Here is a 21,509-nt window from a genome sequence, read left to right on the forward strand (position 1 = left end):
CCTAGCGCCGTGGCTTCTGGGCCGTAGGTGGAAGTAGCCCCGCTTTGACAGCAATCTCAAGCTCTTCTTCTTCCCGGATGACCTTGAAGATTACCGTATCTCCTGGCCTTTTGTTGGTCATAGCCTCGACTATATCCAGGATGCGAGAGACCGGGCGTCCGTCTATCCCGACGATAACATCTCCGCCGAGGATGACCTCCTCGTTGCCGAATTTGATCAACCTCTCTCCCCCGCGGAGTCCGGCCCGGGCAGCAGGGGATCCCTGGATGACCCTTTCTATCATTACTCCTTTGGATACTTTAAGACCGAAGAGATTGGCTAGGCGGGTTGAAAGCTCTATTCCGAAGAATCCCAGCCAAGGTCTGACAGCAAACCCCTGGGATATAAGCTGGGGGATGATCCGTTTGGCCACATTGGCCGGTATGGCAAAACCGATGTTTTCCGCCCCTCGACCGAGCATGGCCGTGTTTATTCCGATTACTCGACCGCTAGAGTCAAGGAGAGGGCCACCGCTTGACCCGGGGTTTATGGCGGCATCTGTCTGGATGATGTTGTGGGAGAGCTCCAGAGTGGGGCTGGGGAGAGATCGATTTAGGGCACTGATCACCCCTACGGTAAGGGTATTGTCAAGTCCATAAGGATTACCAATGGCCAGTACTTTCTGGCCAATGATGAGTTGATCCGAATCTCCGAACTCAAGGGGGGCAATATCTTCCTTAGGCTTTATCTTGAGGACAGCCAAGTCGGTTTCTGGATCTGTGCCGACGATCTGGGCCTGGTAGCGATTTCCGGCCCAATCAATGACATTGATGACAAAGGCAGCATCAATGACATGAAAGTTAGTGATGATATGGCCATCTTTGTCCAGAAAAAATCCTGATCCTAAAGTCCTGAGGGGGCCCTTGCCCCCTGTTTTGTCTGGATCCTTAAGACAATCGATGTGGACCACTCCCCGGGTGGCCTGTCTGTAAACAGAAATGGTATTTTCTTCGTAAGGGGTCAGGGACCAGGCTCGGGAGACAATAGAGAGAAAAATCAGCATCAAGACATAAACTTTTTTGCCCATAGGGTTATCCTTGTTTTTTTTTGAAAGGGGAAAATTCTGCCTCAGACTTACCCCAGCCCTCAAGCGCTGTAAACCCTGAGCCTCTGGGCATATCTTTTAAGGCGACTAACCTCTTCCCAGTCTATGGGATTGAGGCAGGGGAGAAGAGAGTTGTTCTGGAAGAGGGGTTCCTCATCTATAGGGTATCGGGCCCGGGCAAGGGCCTCTTCCCAGAGGGCTGTCCCCGGGATGGGGGAATATTCGGCCAAATAGGGGGCAGCCCCACAGGAGGCCACGAACTCGAGTGACCTTCGGACCTCATCTAGAGGCTGGCCGGGAAGCCCCCAGAGGATATAGACCCCGATTTGGTGGCCATGAAAGCCGGCCTTCTTAAGAGCCTCTATGGCCCGGGGAAGATCAGCCGTGTTTACCTTACCATCTAGAGCCTCGTGCCTTCGGTCTTCGACCGTCTCAAACCCCATCCTCAGGGTAACAAAGCCGGCTTTCTTGAGAAGATTGGCCACCTCCTGATTGACCAGACGGACATGGAAGGCATTAGGGGTATGGAACCGGACCTTAAGACCCAAGCGACATATGTACTCTAGAAGTGGCCCCAGATGTGTCTCAAAATCTACCAAGAGGGCATCGTCGTAGAAGGCAAAATCTTGGACTCCAAACCGTCTATGCCAATAGAGGATCTCTTCGAGTACATCTTCTGGCTGGCGGCGTTCAAACCTGGGGAAAAGAAGCCTTGAAGCACAGTACTGGCACCGAAAGGGGCAACCTCGAGTGGTCAATAGACATACATAATCAAGTCGGGGGAGGAGATCAAAAGAGGGATAAGAGGGAATGAATTCTTTCTGAGAGCTCGGGGGGCCGATGAGATCAATAACCAGTCTCTCAAGCCTCCCTTCAGCCGGACCGCTGATGACAAAATCTGCCCCTGAGACTCTGGCGTGTTCCGGCATGAGGCTGGCATAAATCCCCCCCAAGACGATGGGTACTCTGGGATAGAGGCTCTTGATAAGGGAGATAGTTTCCCAGACTCCAGGATACCAGTAGGTCATAAGGCTGGTGACCAGGACAAGGTCTGGAGCCCCAGCAGAGAGGAACATCTTCTGGGCTAGGTGATAAGGGAGCCCGTAGCGGGCAAAGCTTCGGGGGACATCGGTCAATGGAACCGGTTTAGGAAGAGGGGTGCGGAAATAATGTCCGGTACCGAATCTTTTCCGTTTGGGGCGCATAGGAAGACCTGGATGGCTATAGTCAAGGAGATCAAAAAATCTCACCCGATATCCCTGGCGCCTCAGTTTGGTGGCCAAAATGAGGAGCCCTAAAGGTTTGGCCCAAAGATCAAAGGCCGCAAAATCGTAGATCCAGGGATTTATCAGCCAGATTTGGGGATCTTCGGGGATCAATACCTTCATTAGGGGCGTAAAATATTCGGTTTTCTTTGATCTTGCCGTAGCTGGGGCTTTTAGCTAACATGATGCCACATTTTATCCCATGATTAGAAAGTTTTCTCTAGAGTAATAGCTTATTAAGGCGGAGAGGCCATGAAGATAGTTGCCATTATTCCGGCAAGGTTTGCTTCTACCCGCTTTCCCGGAAAGCCGTTGGCCGAACTGGCCGGCAAACCAATGATCCAGCATGTCTATGAAAGGGTTCTGGACAGCCCGGTGGTCTCCCGGGTGGTAGTGGCCACCGATGATGAACGGATAGCCGAAGGAGTGCGCTCCTTTGGAGGAACGGTGGTCATGACCGACCAGAAGCATCGCTGTGGCACCGAAAGGATTGCCGAAGCGGCCAATCTCCTGCGTCTTGACCCCCAGGACATCGTGGTTAACATCCAGGGCGATCAACCTCTTCTGGCTCCTCCAGTGGTTGAAGAGCTGGTCAAACCTCTTCTGCTTGACGGAGATCTGCCTATGGCCACTGTGGCTACTGTCTTCAAGCGGGAAGAGGATGTCTTTGATCCTAACCGGGTCAAGGTGGTCCTTGATCGACAGTCGCGGGCCATTTATTTTTCCCGATCCCCTATACCCTATTTTCGAGCCCCAGGGAGCCGGCCCCGTTATCTCCGACATATAGGCATCTATGCCTATCGACGCTGGGCTCTAGAGGACTTTGTCGCCCTTCCGGAGGGGGAGCTTGAGGCCTCGGAGAAATTAGAACAACTCCGGGCCCTTGAAAATGGCTGGAAGCTGGCCGTGGTCATTACCCGTTACGAATGCCCAGAGGTTGATACCCCTGAGGATTTGGCCTACGTGGAAAGACTCCTTAAGGAAGCTACTCCCATTCGATAGTGGCCGGTGGTTTGGAGGAGATATCATAGACCACCCGGTTGACCCCCTTGACCTCATTGATGATTCGATTAGAGAGTCGGGCCAAAAGATCATAGGGTAGTTTGGTCCAATCGGCAGTCATGGCATCAAGGCTATCGACTACCCTTAGAGCAATTACGTATTCGTAGGTTCGTTCATCACCCATGACCCCGACGGTCTTTATGGGGAGGAGGACAGCAAAGGACTGCCAGACCTTATAGTACCAGCCAGAGCTCTTCATCTCCTCGGTGACGATGGCGTCGGCCTGACGCAGGATCTTCAGACGTTCCTTGGTAACCTCTCCGATGATCCGAATAGCTAGCCCTGGCCCTGGGAAGGGTTGTCGCCAGATGAGTTCATAAGGCATTCCTAGTTCTTTGCCCAGCTCTCGGACCTCATCTTTGAAGAGCTCTTTTAGAGGCTCGATGAGTTTAAGCCTCATGCGTTCCGGGAGGCCGCCTACGTTGTGATGGCTCTTGATAGTGGCTGAGGGCCCCCGGTAAGAGATGCTCTCGATCACGTCAGGATAAAGGGTCCCCTGGGCCAGATAACCTACGGCACCGATCTTCTGGGCTTCGGCCTCAAAGACCTCAATGAAGGTGTGGCCAATGATCCGCCTTTTTTCTTCCGGATCAGTTATCCCAGAGAGCCGAGAGAGGAAAAAATCTGAGGCGTCAACATAGCGGACTTCAAGTTGAGAGCCCCGGAAGAAGTTAAGTACCGTCTCGACTTCACCTTGGCGCAACAGTCCATTATTGACGAAGATACAAACCAGCCGGTTCCCTAAGGCCCTGTGGACCAAAAGAGCAGTCACTGAGGAATCAACCCCTCCGGACAGGGCACAGATGACCCTCTCTTCTGGCCCTACGGTTTGCCTAATCTGCTCCACGGCCTCCTGAACAAAGGAGGCCATGGTCCAGGTAGGCTGGCAGGCGCAGACTTTGAAGACGAAGTTGGAAAGGATATCACGGCCGATCTCTGTGTGGGCCACCTCAGGATGAAACTGGACTCCAAAGAGCCGCCGGGACTCATCACCCATGGCCGCAATCGGCGAGTTTTCACTTTCGGCCATCCGAATGAAGCCAGGAGGCATTTCCTCAATGCGGTCTCCATGACTCATCCAGACCTGGTAAGTCTTTTCAGGCGAAAGACCGGCAAAAATATCCCTGGCCTCAAGGATCTTTAGTCTGGCCGGACCGTATTCCCTCTTTTGGCTGCGTTCTACCCGCCCACCAAGGAGGTGGGTCATCAGTTGCATCCCATAGCATATCCCCAAGATTGGGATCCCCAGTTCAAAGAGGGCTTGGTCTGTCTGGGGGGCCCCTTCGTCGTAGACACTGGCCGGCCCCCCAGAGAGGATAATACCCTTGGGAGCAAAGGCCTTTATCTCCTCAAGGGAGATATTACAGGCCCTGATCTCCGAGTAGACGCGGAGCTCTCTTACCCGTCGGGCAATGAGCTGGGTGGTCTGGGAGCCAAAGTCAAGGACGAGGATCTTGTCGCCTGTGGCCATCTTTACTCCTATCTTCCTAGAGATCTAGCCATCTCTACCAGACGACGGACCCGGTCTTCAATAGGGGGATGGGTAGAAAAAAGCCTCATCAGGGCCTCTCCGGAGAGCGGGTTAACGATAAACATCTGGGCCTGGGCCGGATTGACGTGCATGGGAACCCGACGATTCCATTCCTCAAGCTTCTTCAAGGCACTGGCCAAGGCCATGGGACAACGGCAAATCTTGGCCCCGGTGGCATCGGCCAGATACTCCCGGCTTCTGGAGATGGCAAACTGGATCAGGGCAGCAGCGATGGGAGCAATGATCATCATCGCCAGGGCCCCAATAGTTCCTCCCATATCGTCTTCTTCGTCCCGACGGAAGCCTCCGAAGATCAGGGCCCACTGGGCCATCTGGGCTAGATAACTTATGGCTCCGGCGATAACCGCCGCGATGCTGCTGATAAGGATATCGCGATTTTTAATGTGGGCCAGCTCATGGGCCAGAACCCCTTCGAGCTCATCCCAATTGAGGATCTGAAGGATGCCCTCGGTTACAGCTACTGCCGCATGGGACGGATTGCGTCCTGTAGCAAAGGCGTTTGGGGTCTGGGTCGGGATAATATAGACCCTGGGTTTAGGGATCCCGGCTGACCGGGCCAACTTTTCTACGATGGCGTGAAGCTCCGGGGCCTGGGTCGCTGAGACCGGCCGGGCACCACTCATTGCCAAGGCCAGCTTGTCACTGAACCAGTAGGCAAAAAAGTTCATCAGGCCGGCAAACACCAAGGCGATCATTGCCCCTTGGCGCCCCCCGATGGCCTGGCCAACGACCAGGAAAAGACCGGTCAGGGCCGCTAGAAGAATAAAGGTCTTAAATATGTTGCTCAGACCGCTCATAAGGATCCCTCCTGTCTTTTGGGTTTGCGACGACCATAAATTTATGGTCTTCTGTTTCAGATTGCAACAAATATCGGCTTTAAAAAGGCTAGCTTTCGAGGGGGTGGAGATCAAGAAGAAGGGTGCCGTCGTCCCGTTGGCGGAGGAGGATGGGGCTGGCATTGGCTACTTTGACCTTCCGGTAGTCCGAAAGAGGCCTTCTCTGGTAGTGGAGGACGAGGCATCGAATAGTTGCCAGGTGACTAACCAAGAGGACGCTTTCTTGCCTGTGATAGGAGGCAATTTTTTCTACGCTAACCACAGCCCGCCTTTGAAGATCCTTCAGGCTTTCGGCTCCTTTAAGCCTGAAGAGATGGGGGGTCTTTTTCCAGAGAGGATAACCAAGCTCAGGCCGCCCTTTAAGGTAGGTTTTAGACTTTCCATCCCACATAGGAATTCTGATCTCCCCCAGGCCTTCTTCTATTTTAAGAGGGACTTGAGGGAAGAAACTCTGGATTATTTTGGCTGTCTCTATGGCCCTGGCTACCGGGCTGGTGTATATAGCCACAATTTCTTCCCCGGCCAGCCGTTCAGCAGCCTCCTGGGCCTGAAGCCTTCCCTCTTCGGTCAGAGGTTCGTCTGTCCAGCCGGCAAAGATCCCCTCCTCATTGGCCCGGGTCAGACCGTGTCTTAAGAGCCAGATCTTGGCCATCTTTTTATTTATTACTTTAAGAAGGTTAACAGTAAAAAACAACAATTAATATACTTAAAATTTTATTAATGATAAACTACTCGGAATCTCTCCTCCGGTCAAGATCCATTAGACCAAAAGATTGTGCCAGAAGATAACGATCTATGTCATAGAAATTTCCTATTTTGCTTGATCTTCAAGGTTTCGTTTTTAAGCGCAATAGCTGACTGATAGCTATCTTTGCGTTTCAAATGAGAACAAAAAAGAAACCTGTGGAGTATATAATAATGAAATTAAAATATTATAACCTGGCAATAGATCGCATAAAATTCAAGTGAAAAAAAGTACTAGACTTTTTAGGATGCTAATATTATAAGAAAAATCCAAGCTTTAGCCTTGTTTCTATCAAAAAACTTTAAGGAGGTAGCTGTATGTTTAAAAAGGTCTGTCTTACGTTGTTTTTCTTGCTCTTGTTTCCGGCAATGGTCTGGTCCGTAGAGGTCTATCGAGAAGGAGACATGTCCTTCCACGTGGGCTTCTGGGGACAGGCCTGGTATCAGTATGTCGATGATTATCGTGATACCAACAATGACGGTAAGGGTGATGAGTCTCTCAACGATTTCATGACCCGTCGGGCCTATTTCTACGTCAAAGGGATTATTAATCCTTGGTTCAGTTTCTTCCTTCATTATGCCGGCGATCGTCTTGGGCAGGACGGGCTAGATAACCCCAGCGTTGGCCTTGGCTCAGGCCTAGCCCTGAGGGATGGTTGGATTACGGTCAAGCTTGCCGGTGATGCTCTCATGCTTCAAGCTGGCCGTATGTATGTCCCCTTCACCCGCAATTATGGAACCACCTCCACCAAAACTCTTCTGACCACTGATCTTGACTGGGGTCAGGGTGGGGTGCGTAGCGGCATTTTTTATCCTAGCAAGGTCGGTCGGGATGATAGTGTCACCCTCTGGGGAAATCTCTCTGGGGGTAAGTTTCAGTATCGCCTGATGATTGGCGAAGGGGTTGAGAGCAGCTCCTTAAATCCTGAGGATAACCTCCGCTTTGCCGGTCGGGTCTCAGTTTCGCTTTTTGATCCCGAGACTGGCTGGTTCAACAAAGGCACCTATCTGGGCAAAAAGCGGGTCCTGTCCATCGGAGCCGGCTTTGACTATCAAGAGGATATCAATTTTTCAGCAACCAAGATCGATGACTATTCTGCCTGGACGGTGGATCTTTTCTGGGATCAGCCTCTTGGAGCTGGGGCCATTACGCTTGAGGCCGCCTATATTGATATTGACAACTCGGCCAATGGTGTGACCTATACCTACCTCAGTTCCGGTGATGATGCTTCTATTGTCTCTCTAAAGGCCGGCTATCTCCTACCCGGTAAGGTGGGAATTGGTCAATTCCAGCCCTTTGTCCACTATCAGAACTTTGATGTCGATAAAGAAGACGATACCGACGTCTATGGATTCGGTTTTAACTACTATATTAAGGGGCTAGCCAACAAGATCAGTGTGGACTTTACTTTTGTCGACCAGGATAGCGAATCTGGATCTGTCCAGGATCACTTCATCTTTACCTTCCAGATAGCCGCCGGTTTTTAGACCGGGGATAGGGAGAGCCAAAAGGGGGGTTTGAGGGGGCCAACGGCCCCCCCTTTTTTATTAGCGGATTTCTATTTCGGCCGGGGTTATGATTTGCTCTTTTTCTTCGGATAAAGGAGGACTTTTAATCTCTAGATACCGCCAGCCTCTATGACGCAAAATACCCTTGAAGGGAGGCTTACCCTGGACGTTTCCAGTGAGCCTTATGGCCGAGGGGTCAAAACCCTCTTCTACGGTTACCTCGGCTCCCTCCTGTCCCTCGACTACTGGGGCCAGATGGACCATTTCGGACAAGGCAGATTTGAGCCCCCTGTGGATCACCCTTACTGCTGCTCCGATCTGGGCATCATCATAACGGTCAAGGTCTTCGCTTAAAAAATCAAGGAGCCGTCCCTCCCTTTGGAAGGTAGCCAAGACTTGAGCAATCACAGCCTCTGGAGATGGCCCGACGGCTTGGGGGCTAACTGTGTCCTGAGGCGGTGAAGGTTTGGGCTCCTGACTTGGGGGAGGTGGTTCTTTGGTTGCCTTCGGTGGGGAGGAGCGCACAAGACCGTAAAGAAGACAACCCGTGGCCGGAGGGGTGGCCACGATAAGAACCAGAGCCCAAGGAGGAAGTAGTTCTTTAAAATAATAACCGAGCCCTGCCATAACGGCCGTAAGGAGGGCAAAGGCCACAAAGATCTTGAACCCCAAAGCACTGTTGTGATGATTCATTCGGATATCCCTGGATAGTTTTTTTGAACCTCTAAGTTTTCCTAGCGGGTCAATATATACCTTCTCGGGGGCTCAAGTCAAAGCTTGCCAAGGGCCGGCTTACTCGGTATATAGCAGGCGCGTTTTGGGGATATTTGTTTAAAGAATTGGTCCTAAAACTTCGGGGAGGAGAATATGAGAGTCTGCGAGATCTGCGGCAAGAGACCTAGAACTGGTTGTAACGTCAGCCACTCCAACCGTCACACTGGTCGCTGGTGGTATCCGAATCTCCAGCGGGTGCGGGCCGTGGTTAATGGAAGAACTAAGCGGATTCGGGTCTGTACCAGGTGTCTCAAGGCCGGCAAGGTGGTTAAAGCCGTCCGCTAGGAAAAACGCCTCTCTGCCTTGAGGACTCCACTTACCTGCCGGACATTAGATAAGACCTGATTGAGGTGATCTCGGCCGGTGACCTCGACCACAAAGATAAAACGGGCCTTTTTGTCTGGAGTAGTGGTCACTTCGGCCTTGACTATATTGGCCTCAGAGGAGCTGATAGCGTTGGAGACCGAGGCCAGCATTCCTTTCTGATCCACAGTGATGACTGATATCTTGGCCGGGTGAACACCATCGGTACCCTGGATGTCCCAAGAAACATCGATCTTTCTCTCTGAGTCAACATGCTGGAGATTGGGGCAATCTACCCGATGGACAGTGACTCCCCGGCCCCGGGTAATGTAACCAATAATCTCATCTCCGGGAACAGGTTGGCAACATCGAGCCAGCTTGATCAGCAGATCTCCAGTACCCCTGACCAGAATACCCCCCTTGCCTTGCCGTTTAGATGGTTTTTCGAGAATGGGCCTCTCCTTTTCCCTCTCTTGGCGGGCCAAGATCTTGCCCACTACCTGAGAGGCCGAGACCTTGCCAAAACCTACCCCGATAATTAAGTCCTGAAAGCTTTTGAAGGAGAACTCCCTGGCGATATTTTCGGCCTCGGGAGAGTCAGCAAACTGGCTGAAGTCCAGACGGTGTTTCCGAAACTCCCTCTCGCACAGCTCCCGGCCCAGGGCCAGACTCCGGGCCTCCTCTTCTTTTTTCAAGAAGTGTCTGATTCGGGCACGGGCCCGGCTGGTCTTGACGTATTTGAGCCAGTCTCGGCTTGGACGAGCCTGGGCACTGGTGAGGATCTCGACCATGTCTCCGGTTTGGAGTTTATAGCGGAGGGAGACAATCTGGCCATTGACCTTGGCCCCGATGCAATGGTGACCTACTTCGGTGTGGATGGCATAGGCAAAGTCAATGGGGGTGGCTCCTTGGGGGAAGACCTTGACCTCTCCCTTGGGGGTAAAGACATAGACCTCATCGGGGAAGAGATCCAGACGGACAGATTCTAAAAACTCCTTCGGGTTCTGGAGTTCCTTTTGGAGTTCTACCAGGCGCTTTAACCATTCGAACTGGCCAGACTTACCAGAAAGGATCTTTCCCTCCTTGTAGAGCCAATGGGAGGCAATCCCTTCGTTGGCGATCCGGTCCATCTCTTCGGTCCGGATCTGGATCTCCATCCGTTCCCCATAAGGTCCGATGACTGTGGTATGAAGTGATTGGTACATATTGGGTTTGGGAAGGCTGATATAGTCCTTAAAGCGGCCGGGGATGGGTTTCCAGAGGGAGTGGACCACTCCCAGGGCCTCATAGCATTCCTTAACCTCTTTGAGGATTATCCGGAAGCCGATGATGTCGTATATCTGATCAAGCTGATCGATGGTCAGCCCCTGACGTTCAAGTTTGCGCCAGATGCTGTAAAGATGCTTGCGGCGGCCCAGGATTCGTCCTTTGAGTCCATGAAGAGCCAAGGTGTGTTCGAGGATCTCTTTGACCTCCTCTACAAATGACTGACGTTCAGTAATCATCTGCTCTACGGCATCGCGGAGTTGGCGGTATTCATCGGGATAAAGATGACAGAAAGACAGATCTTCGAGTTCTCTTTTCATCCAGTCTATTCCTAAGCGAGCGGCCAGGGGAGCGTAGATGTCTAAGGTCTCCCGAGAGATCTGGGCCCTTTTGCCCTCCTTCTGGTACTCAAGGGTGCGCATGTTGTGGAGTCGATCGGCCAGCTTGACTAGGATAACTCGGATGTCCTTGGCCATGGCCAGAAGCATCTTCCGGAGGTTCTCGGCTTGTTTCTCTAACTTGCTGGCCAAGGGCATAGCCGAGATCTTGGTCACCCCGTCAACGATACCCGCAACCTCTTCTCCAAATAAACGTCCGATTTCCTCCAGGCTGGCACAGGTGTCTTCCACGGTGTCGTGAAGAAGGCCGGCAGCAATAGTGGGAAGGTCAAGCCTCATCTTGGCCAAGGTATAGGCCACGGCCAGGGGATGGGAGAGATAGGGTTCTCCGGAGAGCCTGGTCTGGCCCTGGTGGACCTTGGCCGAATAGACATAGGCCTTCTCTACCAAGGTGGTCTCTGCCTTGGGAAGATAAGTGTGGATCTGATCAAGGATATCCGAAAAACGGATCATACAGAAAAGTTAACCCCAATTGGCCAAAGAGTAAAAGGGCTCTTAGCCAAGAAATGATATTTTACCTCTGGAGAGGTCTATCTAGTCTTGTCTGCTTTGAGGGCTTCTTCAGACAGAGGGAGTTTCTTCATTAAGTAAAGTTCTTATCCTGGAGGCTGCCTCTGAGACAGACACCAGCTGAGTCTCTCCTGTGGCCCGTTTTTTGATCTCTACTAGGCCTTCTTTGAGCTTCTTGCCGATGGTCACCCTCAATGGGACTCCAATGAGGTCTGCATCTTTGAATTTGACCCCCGGGCGTTCATCTCGGTCATCAAGGAGGGTGGGAACACTGTTCTGGAGCTCCTGATAGAGGTTTTGGGCAGTTTTAGAAATCTGATCGTCTTTTATGTTTACCGGAACGACGATAACCTTAAAAGGAGCAATGGGAACGGGAAAAATAATGCCATTTTCGTCGTGGTTTTGTTCAATAGCGGCAGCTACTGTTCTGCCTACGCCGATTCCGTAACACCCCATGATCAGGGGCCTTTGCCGACCTTGGGCATCAAGAAAGGTTGCCCCCATGGCCTGGCTGTATTGGGTTCCCAGTTTGAAGATATGGCCGACTTCAATTCCCCGAATGATCTCAAGGCCTTCTCCGCATTGGGGGCAGGGGTCACCGGGGACGACGTTTCTCAGGTCTGCAAAGGTCGGAGTGGGGAAATCCCGACCGAGGTTGACGTTCAGATAGTGAAAATCGGCCTCATTGGCCCCAGTGACAAAATTTTTAAGCCCGGCTATTGCCTTATCAGCAATCATTTCGATCTCCAGGCCTACGGGCCCAGCAAAACCAACAGGTGCCTTGGTGACCTTTTCGACTACTTCTACTGGAGCCATCTCTAGGACTTCGGCCTTTAAGGCCTTTTTAAGTTTAACCTCATTTAGTTCATGGTCTCCCCTGATGAGGACGGCCACCGGACGGCCATCGGCGAGGTAAATCAAGGTCTTGACAATCTCCTGGGGAGTTTTTCCAAGGAATTCAGCTACCTCTTCTGCTCGATGGGCCCCAGGAGTGTGGACTTTTTCCAGCGGAGCCTTTTTGCCTTTGGGGGCATGAGGAGTGGCGATCGCCTCGGCAAGCTCGATATTGGCTGCGTAGTCACACCGGGAGCAGACAGCGATCAGATCTTCACCGGTGTCTGCCAGGACCATAAATTCATGGGAGGCATGGCCTCCAATGGCTCCAGTATCGGCGGCCACAGCCCGAAATTTGAGTCCACAACGCTTGAAGATCCTCTGGTAGGCTTCATACATGGCCTCATAACTGGCCTCGGCTCCGGCCTCATCGGCATCAAAACTGTAGGCATCCTTCATAATAAATTCCCGGCCACGCATAAGGCCAAACCGGGGCCTTATCTCATCGCGGAACTTTGTCTGGATCTGATAAAGGGTGAGGGGGAGTTGACGATAAGAGCGTACCTCCCGGCGGACTAAATCCGTGATGACCTCTTCGGCCGTGGGAGCCAGACAAAAATCATGTTCCTTGCGGTCCTTGAAGCGCAGAAGTTCTCGGCCATATTTTTCCCACCGTCCGGTCTCTTGCCAGAGTTCCGCTGGCTGGACCATAGGGAGCAAGACCTCTTGGGCCCCGGCACGATTCATCTCCTCACGGATGATGGTCTCCACGTTACGTAGGGCCGCAAGGCCATAGGGCAGATAGGAGTAAATCCCCGAGGCCAGCTTGCGAATCATGCCCGCCCGGAGCATCAAACGATGACTGACAACCTCGGCTTCGGCCGGATCTTCGCGAAGAGTAGGCAGAAAATAGCCGCTAAGACGCATGGGAACCTCCTCTCTTTTCCTCAAGGAGCTTATCCACTTCATCAAAAAAAGCCTGTAGTATCTCGGCCTCTTTGACCTTTCGGATGACCCTCCCCCGCCGGAAGATTATCCCTACCCCTCGGCCCCCGGCCAGCCCGATATCGGCCTCTCGGGCCTCTCCTGGACCATTGACCACGCAGCCCATGACGGCTAACTTAAGGGGAGTATCTACCCTGGCGGCCCAGCGTTCTACCTCTTCCGCAATGGCGAAAAGGTTTATTTCGCACCGGCCGCAGGTGGGGCAGGAGATGATCTCTGGCCCTCTTTCCCTGAGTCTGAGGCTGCGAAGGATCTCATAGGCTACCCGGACTTCCTCTGTCGGATCCCTGGTAAGGGAGACCCGGATGGTATCTCCTATGCCTTCGGCCAGAAGTATTCCCAGAGCCACCGAGCTTTTTACAGTCCCAGCGATGAGCCCCCCGGCCTCGGTAACCCCTAGGTGAAGTGGAAAGTCACTTTTTTGGGAAAAAAGTCTATAGGCAGAGATGGTTGTCCAGACATCAGAGGATTTCAGGGAGACCTTGAGGTTTTCATAGCCAAGATCCCCGACAACAAAGTCAAGATGCCGCAGGGCACTTTCAACCAGGGCCTCAGCCGTCGGTCCACCGTAAGCCTTAAGGAGATCCTTCTCCAAAGAGCCGGCATTTACCCCTATCCGGATGCAGACTCCTTGATCTTTGGCTACGGCGATAATTCGGGCCACTTTCTCGGGGCCCTTGATGTTCCCAGGGTTTATCCTTAGACCTTGGACTCCGGATTCTATGGCCGCTATGGCCAGACGCCAGTCGAAGTGGATATCTGCAATGATTGGCAGAGGAGACCGGGAGGAGATCTCTTTCAGGGTCTGGGCCGCCCTCTCGTCAGGGACAGCAACCCTCACTATCTCACAACCCACCTGAGCTAAGTGTTCTATTTGTTTAAGGGTGGCTGAAGGGTCACGGGTATCGGTATTAGTCATCGACTGAACGACAATTGGAGCCCCTCCTCCAATCTTGACAGGCCCTAAGGTTATCTGGCGGGTTTTTCTCCTTTTAACCATATCTTCGGATAATACTGGTCCGCTGGGGGCTGTCAACACGATCCAGGAGTGGGCTTGTAGAGAATGCCCTTCTCGGATAATACTGGTAAAATTTTATAAATTGTGGCTACAGCTTAAAGCATTTGCCATAGAGGAAGTAAAAGGGTATCCAATGGCCCTGGAGGATAGAACATGCATCCTAAAGAAAGACTTAAAGAAATTATCCGTCTGCTTCCCAGGTTTTTGGCTCTTATTGTTTCCCTTATGAGGGATCCCCGGGTCTCAAAGGCCGATAAGGCCATTTTGGGGGCAACGGTGGTCTATCTGCTTAATCCTGTAGATCTGATCCCAGATGCCATTCCCTTTGTCGGCTTGGTGGATGATATTTATCTGGTAGCTCTTGCCCTCTTGCGCCTTCTCAACCGGACCGACGAATCTGTCTTGCGGGAACACTGGCAGGGGGAACCTGATATCATTCCCCTGGTCAAGAAGGCGGCAGATCTGGCCGTCTGGTTTCTTCCTTCCCGGGTACGTCAAGCACTTCTGGCCAAAATTGAGGTGACTTAGTGTTGGATCTCCGGCAACTTCAGGTCTTTGCCAAGGTTTACGAGAAAAAGAGTTTTTCCCGGGCGGCAGAAGAGGTCTTCCTTACCCAGCCTACGGTCTCTGGTCACATCAAGGCTTTGGAAGAGTTCTTGGGAGTACGTCTCTTTGACCGACTGGGACGTGAAGTCCTGCCGACTAAGGCCGGTGAGATCCTCTATCCTTTTGCCAAAAGGGTCCTTTCATTGGTCAGTGAAGCCGAAAGAGAGATCCGCCTCTTTCTGGGGGTGGACAAGGGCCGTCTGGAAATAGGCGGAAGTACCATTCCCGGCCAGTATATCCTTCCTGGCCTAGTGGGGGCCTTTAAGAAGAGCTATCCGGGTCTGGAACTAAAGCTCCTTATAGGAGATACTCGTTCAGTGGCCGAGGCTGTTGCCGGAGGGGCGATTGAGTTGGGGATAGTCGGGGCCAAACTCTCTGCCCTGGAGGAGCTCTCTTTTGAGCCTTGCTGTGAGGATGAGCTGGTTCTGGCTGCCTCATCTTCCTTCAAACTTAATGAGCCCCTTGAGACCGAAGACCTTCCGCAGCTTCCCCTGATAATCAGAGAGGCCGGCTCAGGGACTAGACTTACGGCAGAAGAGGCCCTTAAGGAAAAGGGGCTTTCTCTGGCCCAGTTTAAGATCGTAGCCGAAATGGGATCCACCGAGGCGGTTAAACAGGCCCTTAAGGCCGGTCTAGGGGTAAGCTTTATCTCCCGGCGGGCCATAGAGGAAGACCTCCACTCCGGGAGACTAAAGATAGTCTCGGTCAACGGGCTTTATGTTCGCCGGAAATTTTATCTCATCAGACATCGGGCCCGCAGCCTTTCTCCGGCAGCCGAGGCCTTTATTGAGTTTTTGAGAAAGGAGCAGCCAAATGTCCAAAGGGCTTGAGCTTGATCTGCCCTGTGGGATTCGCTTTGAGATTGAAAATCTGGTCCTGGATCTAAATGGAACCCTTTCTCTCGATGGTCAGTTTCTCCCCGGGGTGCCTGAACGCCTCAAAAGGCTGGCTGAGATCCTCAATGTCTTCATCCTTACGGCGGATACTAACCAAACTGCCGGGCAGATGTCTCCAGAGGAGTTGGGGGTGATGGTTCGAGTACTTGAGCCTGGACGGGGCGATATCCAGAAACTTCGTTTTATCGAGGAGTTGGGCCGGGAGAAGACAGCAGCTATCGGTAACGGTTACAACGACATTCTTATGCTTCGAGAGGCAGCTCTGGGGATCTGCATCATTGGTCAGGAAGGGGCCTGCAAAGAGGCTCTCCTGGCCAGCGATGCCGTCTTTCGCGATATCAGGGATGCCCTTGATCTCTTTTTGAATCCCCAGCGCCTGGTGGCCACCTTTAGACGATGAAGAGATTGACTGCTAAAGTCCGGGCCTCTGGTTGAGCGGCCAAGCTTGGTCCGGGGGACCTGGCCGAAATACTGGCTGATCTGCCTCTTCAGACCCATCCGGACCTTCTGGTGGGCCTGGAGAAGGCCTCTGATGCCGGGATCTTCCGGCTAAGGGATGATCTGGCCCTTGTTCTGACCCTTGATTTTTTTACCCCTATTGTGGATGATCCTTATCTTTTTGGCCAGATTGCCGCAGCCAACGCCCTCTCTGACATCTACGCCATGGGAGGCCAGCCTCTTTGTGCCTTAAACATTGTCTGTTTCCCTAAAGAAGAAGATAAGGCCGTCTTGAAAGAGATCCTTAAGGGAGGGTTAGATAAGATCCACGAGGCTGGGGCCTTTTTGGTTGGGGGCCACAGTGTCGATGATCCCGAGATCAAGTACGGCCTTTCGGTAACCGGGGTAGTTCATCCGCAACGCTATCTGAGCAACGCTAGGGCCAAGCCCGGGGATGTCCTCTTTCTAACCAAACCGTTGGGCACCGGCATCGTTGTCACGGCCATTAAGGCCGGAATGGCTTCGGAGGCCGCCATCTTGCAGACCACAGAGGTTATGAGGGCCCTAAACAAGGCTGCCTCTGAGGCTATGGTGGAATTTTCCCTGGAGGCGGCCACGGACATAACCGGCTTTGGTCTGGCTGGCCATGCCTTGGAGATGGCCGAGGCCAGCGGGGTAACCATTGTTCTCTACGCCCAGAAGGTGCCCATAATTCAGGCCGCCCTGGAATATCTCCATCTAGGCCTAATCCCTGAAGGGGATTATGCCATCCGTCGTTTCTGTGAGAAAAAGGTAGAAATAGACCGGGCAGTACCAAGGGAACGGCTTGATCTCCTCTTTGATGCCCAGACCTCCGGGGGGCTCTTGGTCGCCTGTCCCAGAGAAAAGGCCGAGTCTTTTCTTGTTCGTCTTCTAGAGAAGGGAATCTTTGAGGCCAGTATGGTGGGCGAGGTGGTTGATGGCCCACCTCGCCTTATTATCCGGCCCTAATCTAGGGAGATTCAGAGGGGAGGAGGGGTTTGATGTCCCTTTCTAGCTGGGATTCGGGAATAAATCCCAGATACTTCTTGACGATACACCCCTGGCCATCAATAAGAAAGCTTGTCGGTAGCTGATAGACATTGTCGTATTCGGCAATGGTCTTCTCATCGGCGATGACCACCGGATAGGTAATCCCGGCAAAGCGGACAAAATCTGGCAGGATTCGATAGGGTCGAGTATCGACGGAGACCCCGATGACGATAAAACCTTGCTCTTTGTACTTTTCATAGACGTCCACAAAGCCAGGGATCTCCATACGGCAGGGGGGGCAATAGGTAGCAAAGAAATTGACCAAAATGACCTTGCCTTTGAATTGGGAAAGGCTTACCTGATTGCCATCTATGGCTTGGAGGCGAAAATCATAGGCCTTACGGCAACCAACTGATCCTTGTACCAGAGAATAAGAGAGAAGAAGGGCCAAAGTGACCCCGAAGACTAATTTGGCGAAAGACTTCATCTGTTAAACCTCCTAGATAGACTCAAGCTTTTGGATCTCTTGAAGCAAGATTTTTACCAGACGATCAAAAAGCCTCTTCCCTTTATTTGAAGAAGCCTTGGATGGATCCCCCCAGACCCCACCCGGCCAATAGCGCCGCTTGTCCCTCACCAGGAGAAGACCTGGTAGAGTCGGATACTCGGCTGGGCTACTTCCCTTTACCCAGTCAGGACGTAGCAGGGCCATAAGAGAGGTCTCGAATTCACCAGCATGGGAATCATCTGGGGTCTCAAGCAGGTCTTTGGCACCGGCACTTATGAGGTCAATGATGGTGGCCACAAGGATTCTGGACTCCGGATGTTCTTCCTGAAAGACCTCGGCAGCATCAAGAATAAAGGCCTTGTGGGTCTTGCCGGCGTGACCAGAGACAAGGGCAAAGAAACGCAATCCCTGATCATAAAAGGAAGAAAGCAGATCATGGGTGATCTGCCAAAGCGTCTGCCCCTTGATGGTTACCGTTCCAGGATGGTCTTTGGTAGAGCGACACAGACCGTAGTACACTGGTGGGGCCACGAAAAGGGGGTACTCTTGGGCCACACCCTTGGCGATCTCATAGATCTGGATGGTATCTGTCCCTAAGGGAAGATGCTGGCCGTGTTCCTCAAGAGAACCAAAGGGAATGATTACCGTCCTGGTCTGTTTAAGACCTTCTTCAAATTCGATCATAGTGAGGCCTTCAAGGAGCATGGCCTAAGGTTACTTTTGGTGTCCTGGGCTGTCAATGAGGGGCTAAATATTGCCTGGACCGATGCAAAAATTTCTCCTTATTGGTCCCGGTTATTGGACTCCAGCTCTTTGGGCCGGTAATTTTCCCAAAAATCTGGACCCTCTACAATGAAGGAGGCATTTATGACCAAACTCATTGACTGTCGAGGTTTGGCCTGTCCTCAGCCGGTTATCAGGACCAAAGCCGCCCTGGAGGAGATTCCGGCAGGAGAAATTGTCGTTTTGGTCGACAATGAGGCCAGCCGAACCAACGTCTTGCGCTTTGCTGAGGGCCAGGGCCATGAGGTGGAGATCTCCGAGAAGGCTCCCGGTCTCTGGGCCCTACGGATTATTAAGCGGCCAGGGGAGGGGTATCCGATCCCGGATGAGGAGATTCGCTGCGAGCCACAGAGCCCTTCGACCTACGTCGTAGCCCTGACCTCGGATGTCATGGGGGCTGGAGATGAGGTCTTAGGACGTATTCTTATCCAGGCCTTTATTAAAACCTTACCTGAGGTCTCTCCTCCACCCCAGGCGGTGATCTTTTACAACCGAGGGGTATTTTTGGCCTGTGAAGGCTCAGAGGCCCTGCCAGCCCTTAAGTCCTTAGCAGAAAAAGGGGTGGAGATGATTGCCTGTGGCACCTGTCTCGATTATTTTGGCCTCAAAGACAGATTGGCTGTTGGCCGGGTGGGGAATATGTTTGAGATCATCTCTCTTTTCAGCCAGAATCGGGTCATCCGTCCATGAGGCAGGTTGTCTACGCGGACAATGCGGCCACTTCCTGGCCCAAACCTGATGTCGTAGTTGAGGCCACGGCCAAATTCCTACGGACTTGTTCGGCCAGTCCCGGTCGGGCCGGTCATCAGATGGCCTTAAAGGCCAGCCGGGTCATCTTCGAGGCCCGGGAGGAATTGGCCGCACTTATCGGGGCTCCTTCCTCTGAGCAGGTCATCTTTACTAAAAATGCCACCGAGGCCCTAAACCTAGCCTTGTTTGGACTGCTTCGTCCTGGGGATTTGGTCATTACCACCTCCATAGAGCACAATGCCGTAGCCAGGCCTCTTTACTATCTTCAACAGACCCGCGGGATCAAGCTCCTTAGGTGTCGGTGCCATGAAGATGGCTCTCTGGATTTTGGGCATCTCCGGGATCTTGTCTCTTCCTGGTCTCCTCGACTGATTGTCATCAATCATGCCTCAAATGTTACGGGGACTATTCTGTCGGTGGCCGAGGTGGCTGAGCTGAAAGGTGAAGCTCTGCTCCTGGTTGATGCTGCTCAGACCGCTGGGGTCCTGGACATCGATGTCTCCTCCATGGGAATAGACCTTTTGGCCCTCACCGGTCACAAATCCCTCTTGGGGCCTACGGGAACTGGGGCCCTCTACCTGGCCTCTGGCCTGGAAGAAAATCTTGAACCCCTAGGGCTTGGGGGGACAGGTAGCCGTTCAGAATCCCTGGAGCAGCCCCTTTTCCTCCCCGACCGCTTTGAAAGTGGGACTCCCAATACCGTAGGGATTGCCGGATTGCTGGCCGGTCTTAAATTCCTCAAACAGGAGGGTTTGGCCCGGATAAGGACCCATGAACAAGGCCTCACAGGCCTTTTTCTTGAGCGTCTTTCGCCCATCTCCGGGATTACTATCTATGGACCCTGTGATCCCCAACTTCAAACAGCCGTGGTTTCTATTAATGTTGCCGGAATGGATCCTGCTGAGGTGGCCTTGAGGCTGGATAGAGACTATGGGATAGCTGTCCGGGCCGGGCTTCAGTGTGCCCCCTGGGCCCACCAGACCATTGGCACCTATCCCCAGGGTACAGTGCGCTTCTCTTGGGGCTATTTCAACGAACTTTCAGATGTGGAGGCCGCAGTGCAGGCCCTGGCAGAGATAGCTAAAAAGAGATGAAGTTTGCGGCTGTTTTTCCCTCTATTCACCATGTTTTAAAGGCCGAAAAAGTTCTTAAATCCCAGGGAATTCCTGTAGAGCTAGTTCCTATTCCTCGGGAGATAAGTTCAGACTGCGGTATGGCTCTCTCTTTTGAGGGGGATCCGTCTTTGATCCATCCTCTGCTTCGAGAGGCTGGCCTTAAAGAGATGAGCTTCTTCCGTCGTTACCAAGAGGTTTGGCATCCGGTTTTGTTTAACACTTCTAAACAAAAATAAGGTTGCTTTTTCTCTGAAAGACCTTATTTTTTGGGCCGTGGCCGAGAAGATAGTCTGCCAGAATAGAAAAGCCCGGCATACTTACAACATTGAAGAAACCTTTGAGGCCGGGATCTCGCTCTTGGGGACAGAGGTTAAGAGCCTTCGGGACGGTCGGGCTAACATCAATGAGGCCTTTGCCCGCATTGTAAATGGTGAAGTTTACTTGTATAATGCTCATATCAGTCCTTATCCTCATGCTCATGAGGCTGCTTTTCTGGATCCTACGCGGACGAGGAAATTGTTGCTCCACCGTCATGAGATCAGGCGCCTGTTAGGCAAGGTTAAGGAAAAGGGCTACACTTTGGTGCCGCTGAAGATATATTTTAATCGGCGGGGCTTGGCTAAGGTGGAGTTGGCTTTGGCAAAGGGCAAGAAGATCCATGATCGACGGGAAACAATCAGACGGCGAGAGGAAGAGAGGGAACTCCGCCGTCGTTACAAGGGTAAGATTAAGTAATCTGCTCTTTTAAAACAAATTTTTGGTCCTCGCCGGCTCCTTTTGGTAGGGGGCGATGTGGGCTCGACGGGGGTGTCGAGGTCTAGGCTGGCGTGCCGGGGACCTGCCGCCTCGTTAAAAAAGGCAGGGAAAAAATAAGTGCCGACTACGACTACGCTCTGGCTGCCTAAAGAATAAGGCAGCCCGTCCTTCCAGGGTTTGCCCGCGTCCCTGGAAGCGACGTCGGTGAGCGGGCTGGCCAAAAGGGATGCCTGCTCCCTTTTGGTGAGAGTCTTGCAGGCTAGGTGGTCGGTCGGCCCGCCTGGGGGAGGCTGGCCACTGAATTTCAAACCCAGGCTACGCACGTAGAGGTCTAGGCTGAAGCACTCTCGGACGGGGGTTCGATTCCCCCCGCCTCCACCAAACTTCCCCTTAACCCCCTTTTAAAAACTCAAAAAATAACCCTCAAGAGTTTCCCTTTTTGAGGGGTATTTTTGTTTCCTCTTTTCAAGAATTCCCGACCTTAAA

Annotated in this window: 22 protein-coding genes and 1 other RNA gene; 12 read left to right on the forward strand and 11 right to left on the reverse strand. The window is 52.5% G+C overall.

Features of this window, described 5'->3' with window-relative positions; all coding sequences use genetic code 11:
* Window position 1: 1 nt before the first annotated feature.
* Window positions 2–1,066, reverse strand: coding sequence for a S1C family serine protease (locus ACXJJX_RS10185; protein WP_456434490.1), 1,065 nt, complete (start codon window positions 1,064–1,066; stop codon window positions 2–4).
* Between the two features lie 59 nt (window positions 1,067–1,125).
* Entirely contained in the window at window positions 1,126–2,472 is a 1,347-nt protein-coding gene (locus tag ACXJJX_RS10190; RefSeq protein ID WP_456434491.1) for a B12-binding domain-containing radical SAM protein, read from the reverse strand.
* A gap of 129 nt (window positions 2,473–2,601) precedes the next feature.
* On the opposite strand from ACXJJX_RS10190, the gene kdsB reads away from it, so the two are divergent.
* Entirely contained in the window at window positions 2,602–3,351 is a 750-nt protein-coding gene (gene kdsB / locus ACXJJX_RS10195; RefSeq protein WP_456434492.1) for a 3-deoxy-manno-octulosonate cytidylyltransferase, read from the forward strand.
* Here the strand turns inward: kdsB and guaA are convergent.
* From guaA to ACXJJX_RS10210, 3 genes are all read right to left on the reverse strand, one after another.
* The gene (gene guaA / locus ACXJJX_RS10200; RefSeq protein ID WP_456434493.1) at window positions 3,335–4,882 is read right to left on the reverse strand and encodes a glutamine-hydrolyzing GMP synthase; all 1,548 of its coding nucleotides are present in this window, start codon (window positions 4,880–4,882) and stop codon (window positions 3,335–3,337) included. The genes kdsB and guaA overlap by 17 nt on opposite strands.
* An 8-nt stretch (window positions 4,883–4,890) precedes the next feature.
* Window positions 4,891–5,760, reverse strand: coding sequence for a zinc metalloprotease HtpX (gene htpX / locus ACXJJX_RS10205; protein ID WP_456434494.1), 870 nt, complete (start codon window positions 5,758–5,760; stop codon window positions 4,891–4,893).
* Window positions 5,761–5,848: 88 nt separating this feature from the next.
* Window positions 5,849–6,451, reverse strand: a complete 603-nt coding sequence (locus tag ACXJJX_RS10210; protein WP_456434495.1) for a histidine phosphatase family protein — start codon at window positions 6,449–6,451, stop codon at window positions 5,849–5,851.
* Between the two features lie 410 nt (window positions 6,452–6,861).
* On the opposite strand from ACXJJX_RS10210, the gene extI reads away from it, so the two are divergent.
* Window positions 6,862–8,031 carry a selenite/tellurite reduction operon porin ExtI gene (gene extI / locus ACXJJX_RS10215; RefSeq protein WP_456434496.1) on the forward strand — a complete coding sequence of 390 codons (1,170 nt, stop codon included), beginning with the start codon at window positions 6,862–6,864 and terminating at the stop codon, window positions 8,029–8,031.
* A 60-nt stretch (window positions 8,032–8,091) separates the two neighbouring features.
* Here the strand turns inward: extI and ACXJJX_RS10220 are convergent, their stop codons facing one another.
* Entirely contained in the window at window positions 8,092–8,745 is a 654-nt protein-coding gene (locus ACXJJX_RS10220) for a DUF2760 domain-containing protein (RefSeq protein WP_456434497.1), read from the reverse strand.
* 174 nt (window positions 8,746–8,919) lie between these two features.
* Between ACXJJX_RS10220 and rpmB the strand changes: the two genes are divergently transcribed.
* Window positions 8,920–9,111: a 50S ribosomal protein L28 gene (rpmB, locus tag ACXJJX_RS10225; protein ID WP_456434498.1), complete on the forward strand. Its 192-nt coding sequence runs from the start codon at window positions 8,920–8,922 to the stop codon at window positions 9,109–9,111.
* Here rpmB and ACXJJX_RS10230 read toward each other — a convergent pair.
* The 3 genes from ACXJJX_RS10230 to ispG all read right to left on the reverse strand — a co-directional run bounded on the left by ACXJJX_RS10230 (window position 9,108) and on the right by ispG (window position 14,142).
* The gene (locus ACXJJX_RS10230) at window positions 9,108–11,246 is read right to left on the reverse strand and encodes a RelA/SpoT family protein (protein WP_456434499.1); all 2,139 of its coding nucleotides are present in this window, start codon (window positions 11,244–11,246) and stop codon (window positions 9,108–9,110) included. The two genes, rpmB and ACXJJX_RS10230, sit on opposite strands and share 4 nt — an antisense overlap.
* Window positions 11,247–11,354: 108 nt before the next feature.
* Window positions 11,355–13,064: a proline--tRNA ligase gene (locus ACXJJX_RS10235; protein ID WP_456434500.1), complete on the reverse strand. Its 1,710-nt coding sequence runs from the start codon at window positions 13,062–13,064 to the stop codon at window positions 11,355–11,357.
* The gene (ispG, locus tag ACXJJX_RS10240) at window positions 13,054–14,142 is read right to left on the reverse strand and encodes a flavodoxin-dependent (E)-4-hydroxy-3-methylbut-2-enyl-diphosphate synthase (RefSeq protein WP_456434501.1); all 1,089 of its coding nucleotides are present in this window, start codon (window positions 14,140–14,142) and stop codon (window positions 13,054–13,056) included. The genes ACXJJX_RS10235 and ispG overlap by 11 nt, the downstream gene beginning before the upstream one ends.
* Before the next feature lie 171 nt (window positions 14,143–14,313).
* Between ispG and ACXJJX_RS10245 the strand changes: the two genes are divergently transcribed.
* Genes ACXJJX_RS10245 through selD form a run of 4 tightly spaced genes read left to right on the forward strand, consistent with a single transcriptional unit; the run spans window position 14,314 to window position 17,090 of the window.
* Window positions 14,314–14,688 (forward strand): YkvA family protein, encoded by a 375-nt coding sequence (locus tag ACXJJX_RS10245; RefSeq protein ID WP_456434502.1) that lies wholly within the window; start codon window positions 14,314–14,316, stop codon window positions 14,686–14,688.
* A complete protein-coding gene (locus ACXJJX_RS10250) occupies window positions 14,688–15,596 on the forward strand; it encodes a selenium metabolism-associated LysR family transcriptional regulator (RefSeq protein ID WP_456434503.1) in 909 nt (302 codons plus the stop codon). The genes ACXJJX_RS10245 and ACXJJX_RS10250 overlap by 1 nt, the downstream gene beginning before the upstream one ends.
* The gene (locus tag ACXJJX_RS10255; RefSeq protein ID WP_456434504.1) at window positions 15,580–16,062 is read left to right on the forward strand and encodes an HAD family hydrolase; all 483 of its coding nucleotides are present in this window, start codon (window positions 15,580–15,582) and stop codon (window positions 16,060–16,062) included. Before ACXJJX_RS10250 ends, ACXJJX_RS10255 begins: the two co-directional genes overlap by 17 nt.
* The gene (gene selD / locus ACXJJX_RS10260; RefSeq protein WP_456434505.1) at window positions 16,059–17,090 is read left to right on the forward strand and encodes a selenide, water dikinase SelD; all 1,032 of its coding nucleotides are present in this window, start codon (window positions 16,059–16,061) and stop codon (window positions 17,088–17,090) included. The genes ACXJJX_RS10255 and selD overlap by 4 nt, the downstream gene beginning before the upstream one ends.
* Before the next feature lies 1 nt (window position 17,091).
* Here the strand turns inward: selD and ACXJJX_RS10265 are convergent, their stop codons facing one another.
* On the reverse strand, window positions 17,092–17,598 hold the full coding sequence (locus ACXJJX_RS10265) for a TlpA family protein disulfide reductase (protein ID WP_456434506.1): 507 nt from the start codon (window positions 17,596–17,598) through the stop codon (window positions 17,092–17,094).
* Between the two features lie 12 nt (window positions 17,599–17,610).
* Window positions 17,611–18,303, reverse strand: a complete 693-nt coding sequence (locus tag ACXJJX_RS10270; RefSeq protein WP_456434507.1) for a creatininase family protein — start codon at window positions 18,301–18,303, stop codon at window positions 17,611–17,613.
* Window positions 18,304–18,486: 183 nt separating this feature from the next.
* Here ACXJJX_RS10270 and yedF point away from each other — a divergent pair, with 183 nt between their 5' ends.
* The 5 genes from yedF (at window position 18,487) to ssrA (ending at window position 21,404) form a co-directional block, all read left to right on the forward strand.
* A complete protein-coding gene (yedF, locus tag ACXJJX_RS10275) occupies window positions 18,487–19,092 on the forward strand; it encodes a sulfurtransferase-like selenium metabolism protein YedF (protein WP_456434508.1) in 606 nt (201 codons plus the stop codon).
* Window positions 19,089–20,246 carry an aminotransferase class V-fold PLP-dependent enzyme gene (locus tag ACXJJX_RS10280; RefSeq protein WP_456434509.1) on the forward strand — a complete coding sequence of 386 codons (1,158 nt, stop codon included), beginning with the start codon at window positions 19,089–19,091 and terminating at the stop codon, window positions 20,244–20,246. The genes yedF and ACXJJX_RS10280 overlap by 4 nt, the downstream gene beginning before the upstream one ends.
* Window positions 20,243–20,503, forward strand: coding sequence for a putative Se/S carrier protein (locus tag ACXJJX_RS10285; RefSeq protein WP_456434510.1), 261 nt, complete (start codon window positions 20,243–20,245; stop codon window positions 20,501–20,503). Before ACXJJX_RS10280 ends, ACXJJX_RS10285 begins: the two co-directional genes overlap by 4 nt.
* A gap of 37 nt (window positions 20,504–20,540) precedes the next feature.
* Window positions 20,541–21,002, forward strand: a complete 462-nt coding sequence (gene smpB / locus ACXJJX_RS10290) for an SsrA-binding protein SmpB (protein WP_456434511.1) — start codon at window positions 20,541–20,543, stop codon at window positions 21,000–21,002.
* 48 nt (window positions 21,003–21,050) lie between these two features.
* Window positions 21,051–21,404, forward strand: a transfer-messenger RNA (tmRNA) gene (gene ssrA, locus ACXJJX_RS10295).
* Window positions 21,405–21,509: the final 105 nt, after the last annotated feature.

The sequence above is a fragment of the Thermosulfuriphilus sp. genome, assembly GCF_054026695.1.

Bases quoted from the DNA above. Each gene is read 5' to 3' on its own strand.
- ispG (WP_456434501.1), bottom strand. From the start codon at position 14,142: ATGGTTAAAAGGAGAAAAACCCGCCAGATAACCTTAGGGCCTGTCAAG.
- extI (WP_456434496.1), top strand. From the start codon at position 6,862: ATGTTTAAAAAGGTCTGTCTTACGTTGTTTTTCTTGCTCTTGTTTCCG.
- kdsB (WP_456434492.1), top strand. From the start codon at position 2,602: ATGAAGATAGTTGCCATTATTCCGGCAAGGTTTGCTTCTACCCGCTTT.
- ACXJJX_RS10185 (WP_456434490.1), bottom strand. From the start codon at position 1,066: ATGGGCAAAAAAGTTTATGTCTTGATGCTGATTTTTCTCTCTATTGTC.
- ACXJJX_RS10285 (WP_456434510.1), top strand. From the start codon at position 20,243: ATGAAGTTTGCGGCTGTTTTTCCCTCTATTCACCATGTTTTAAAGGCC.
- yedF (WP_456434508.1), top strand. From the start codon at position 18,487: ATGACCAAACTCATTGACTGTCGAGGTTTGGCCTGTCCTCAGCCGGTT.
- ACXJJX_RS10270 (WP_456434507.1), bottom strand. From the start codon at position 18,303: ATGATCGAATTTGAAGAAGGTCTTAAACAGACCAGGACGGTAATCATT.
- ACXJJX_RS10235 (WP_456434500.1), bottom strand. From the start codon at position 13,064: ATGCGTCTTAGCGGCTATTTTCTGCCTACTCTTCGCGAAGATCCGGCC.
- ACXJJX_RS10190 (WP_456434491.1), bottom strand. From the start codon at position 2,472: ATGAAGGTATTGATCCCCGAAGATCCCCAAATCTGGCTGATAAATCCC.
- ACXJJX_RS10255 (WP_456434504.1), top strand. From the start codon at position 15,580: ATGTCCAAAGGGCTTGAGCTTGATCTGCCCTGTGGGATTCGCTTTGAG.
- guaA (WP_456434493.1), bottom strand. From the start codon at position 4,882: ATGGCCACAGGCGACAAGATCCTCGTCCTTGACTTTGGCTCCCAGACC.
- ACXJJX_RS10220 (WP_456434497.1), bottom strand. From the start codon at position 8,745: ATGAATCATCACAACAGTGCTTTGGGGTTCAAGATCTTTGTGGCCTTT.
- ACXJJX_RS10280 (WP_456434509.1), top strand. From the start codon at position 19,089: ATGAGGCAGGTTGTCTACGCGGACAATGCGGCCACTTCCTGGCCCAAA.
- htpX (WP_456434494.1), bottom strand. From the start codon at position 5,760: ATGAGCGGTCTGAGCAACATATTTAAGACCTTTATTCTTCTAGCGGCC.
- ACXJJX_RS10210 (WP_456434495.1), bottom strand. From the start codon at position 6,451: ATGGCCAAGATCTGGCTCTTAAGACACGGTCTGACCCGGGCCAATGAG.
- rpmB (WP_456434498.1), top strand. From the start codon at position 8,920: ATGAGAGTCTGCGAGATCTGCGGCAAGAGACCTAGAACTGGTTGTAAC.
- ACXJJX_RS10230 (WP_456434499.1), bottom strand. From the start codon at position 11,246: ATGATCCGTTTTTCGGATATCCTTGATCAGATCCACACTTATCTTCCC.
- ACXJJX_RS10265 (WP_456434506.1), bottom strand. From the start codon at position 17,598: ATGAAGTCTTTCGCCAAATTAGTCTTCGGGGTCACTTTGGCCCTTCTT.
- ACXJJX_RS10245 (WP_456434502.1), top strand. From the start codon at position 14,314: ATGCATCCTAAAGAAAGACTTAAAGAAATTATCCGTCTGCTTCCCAGG.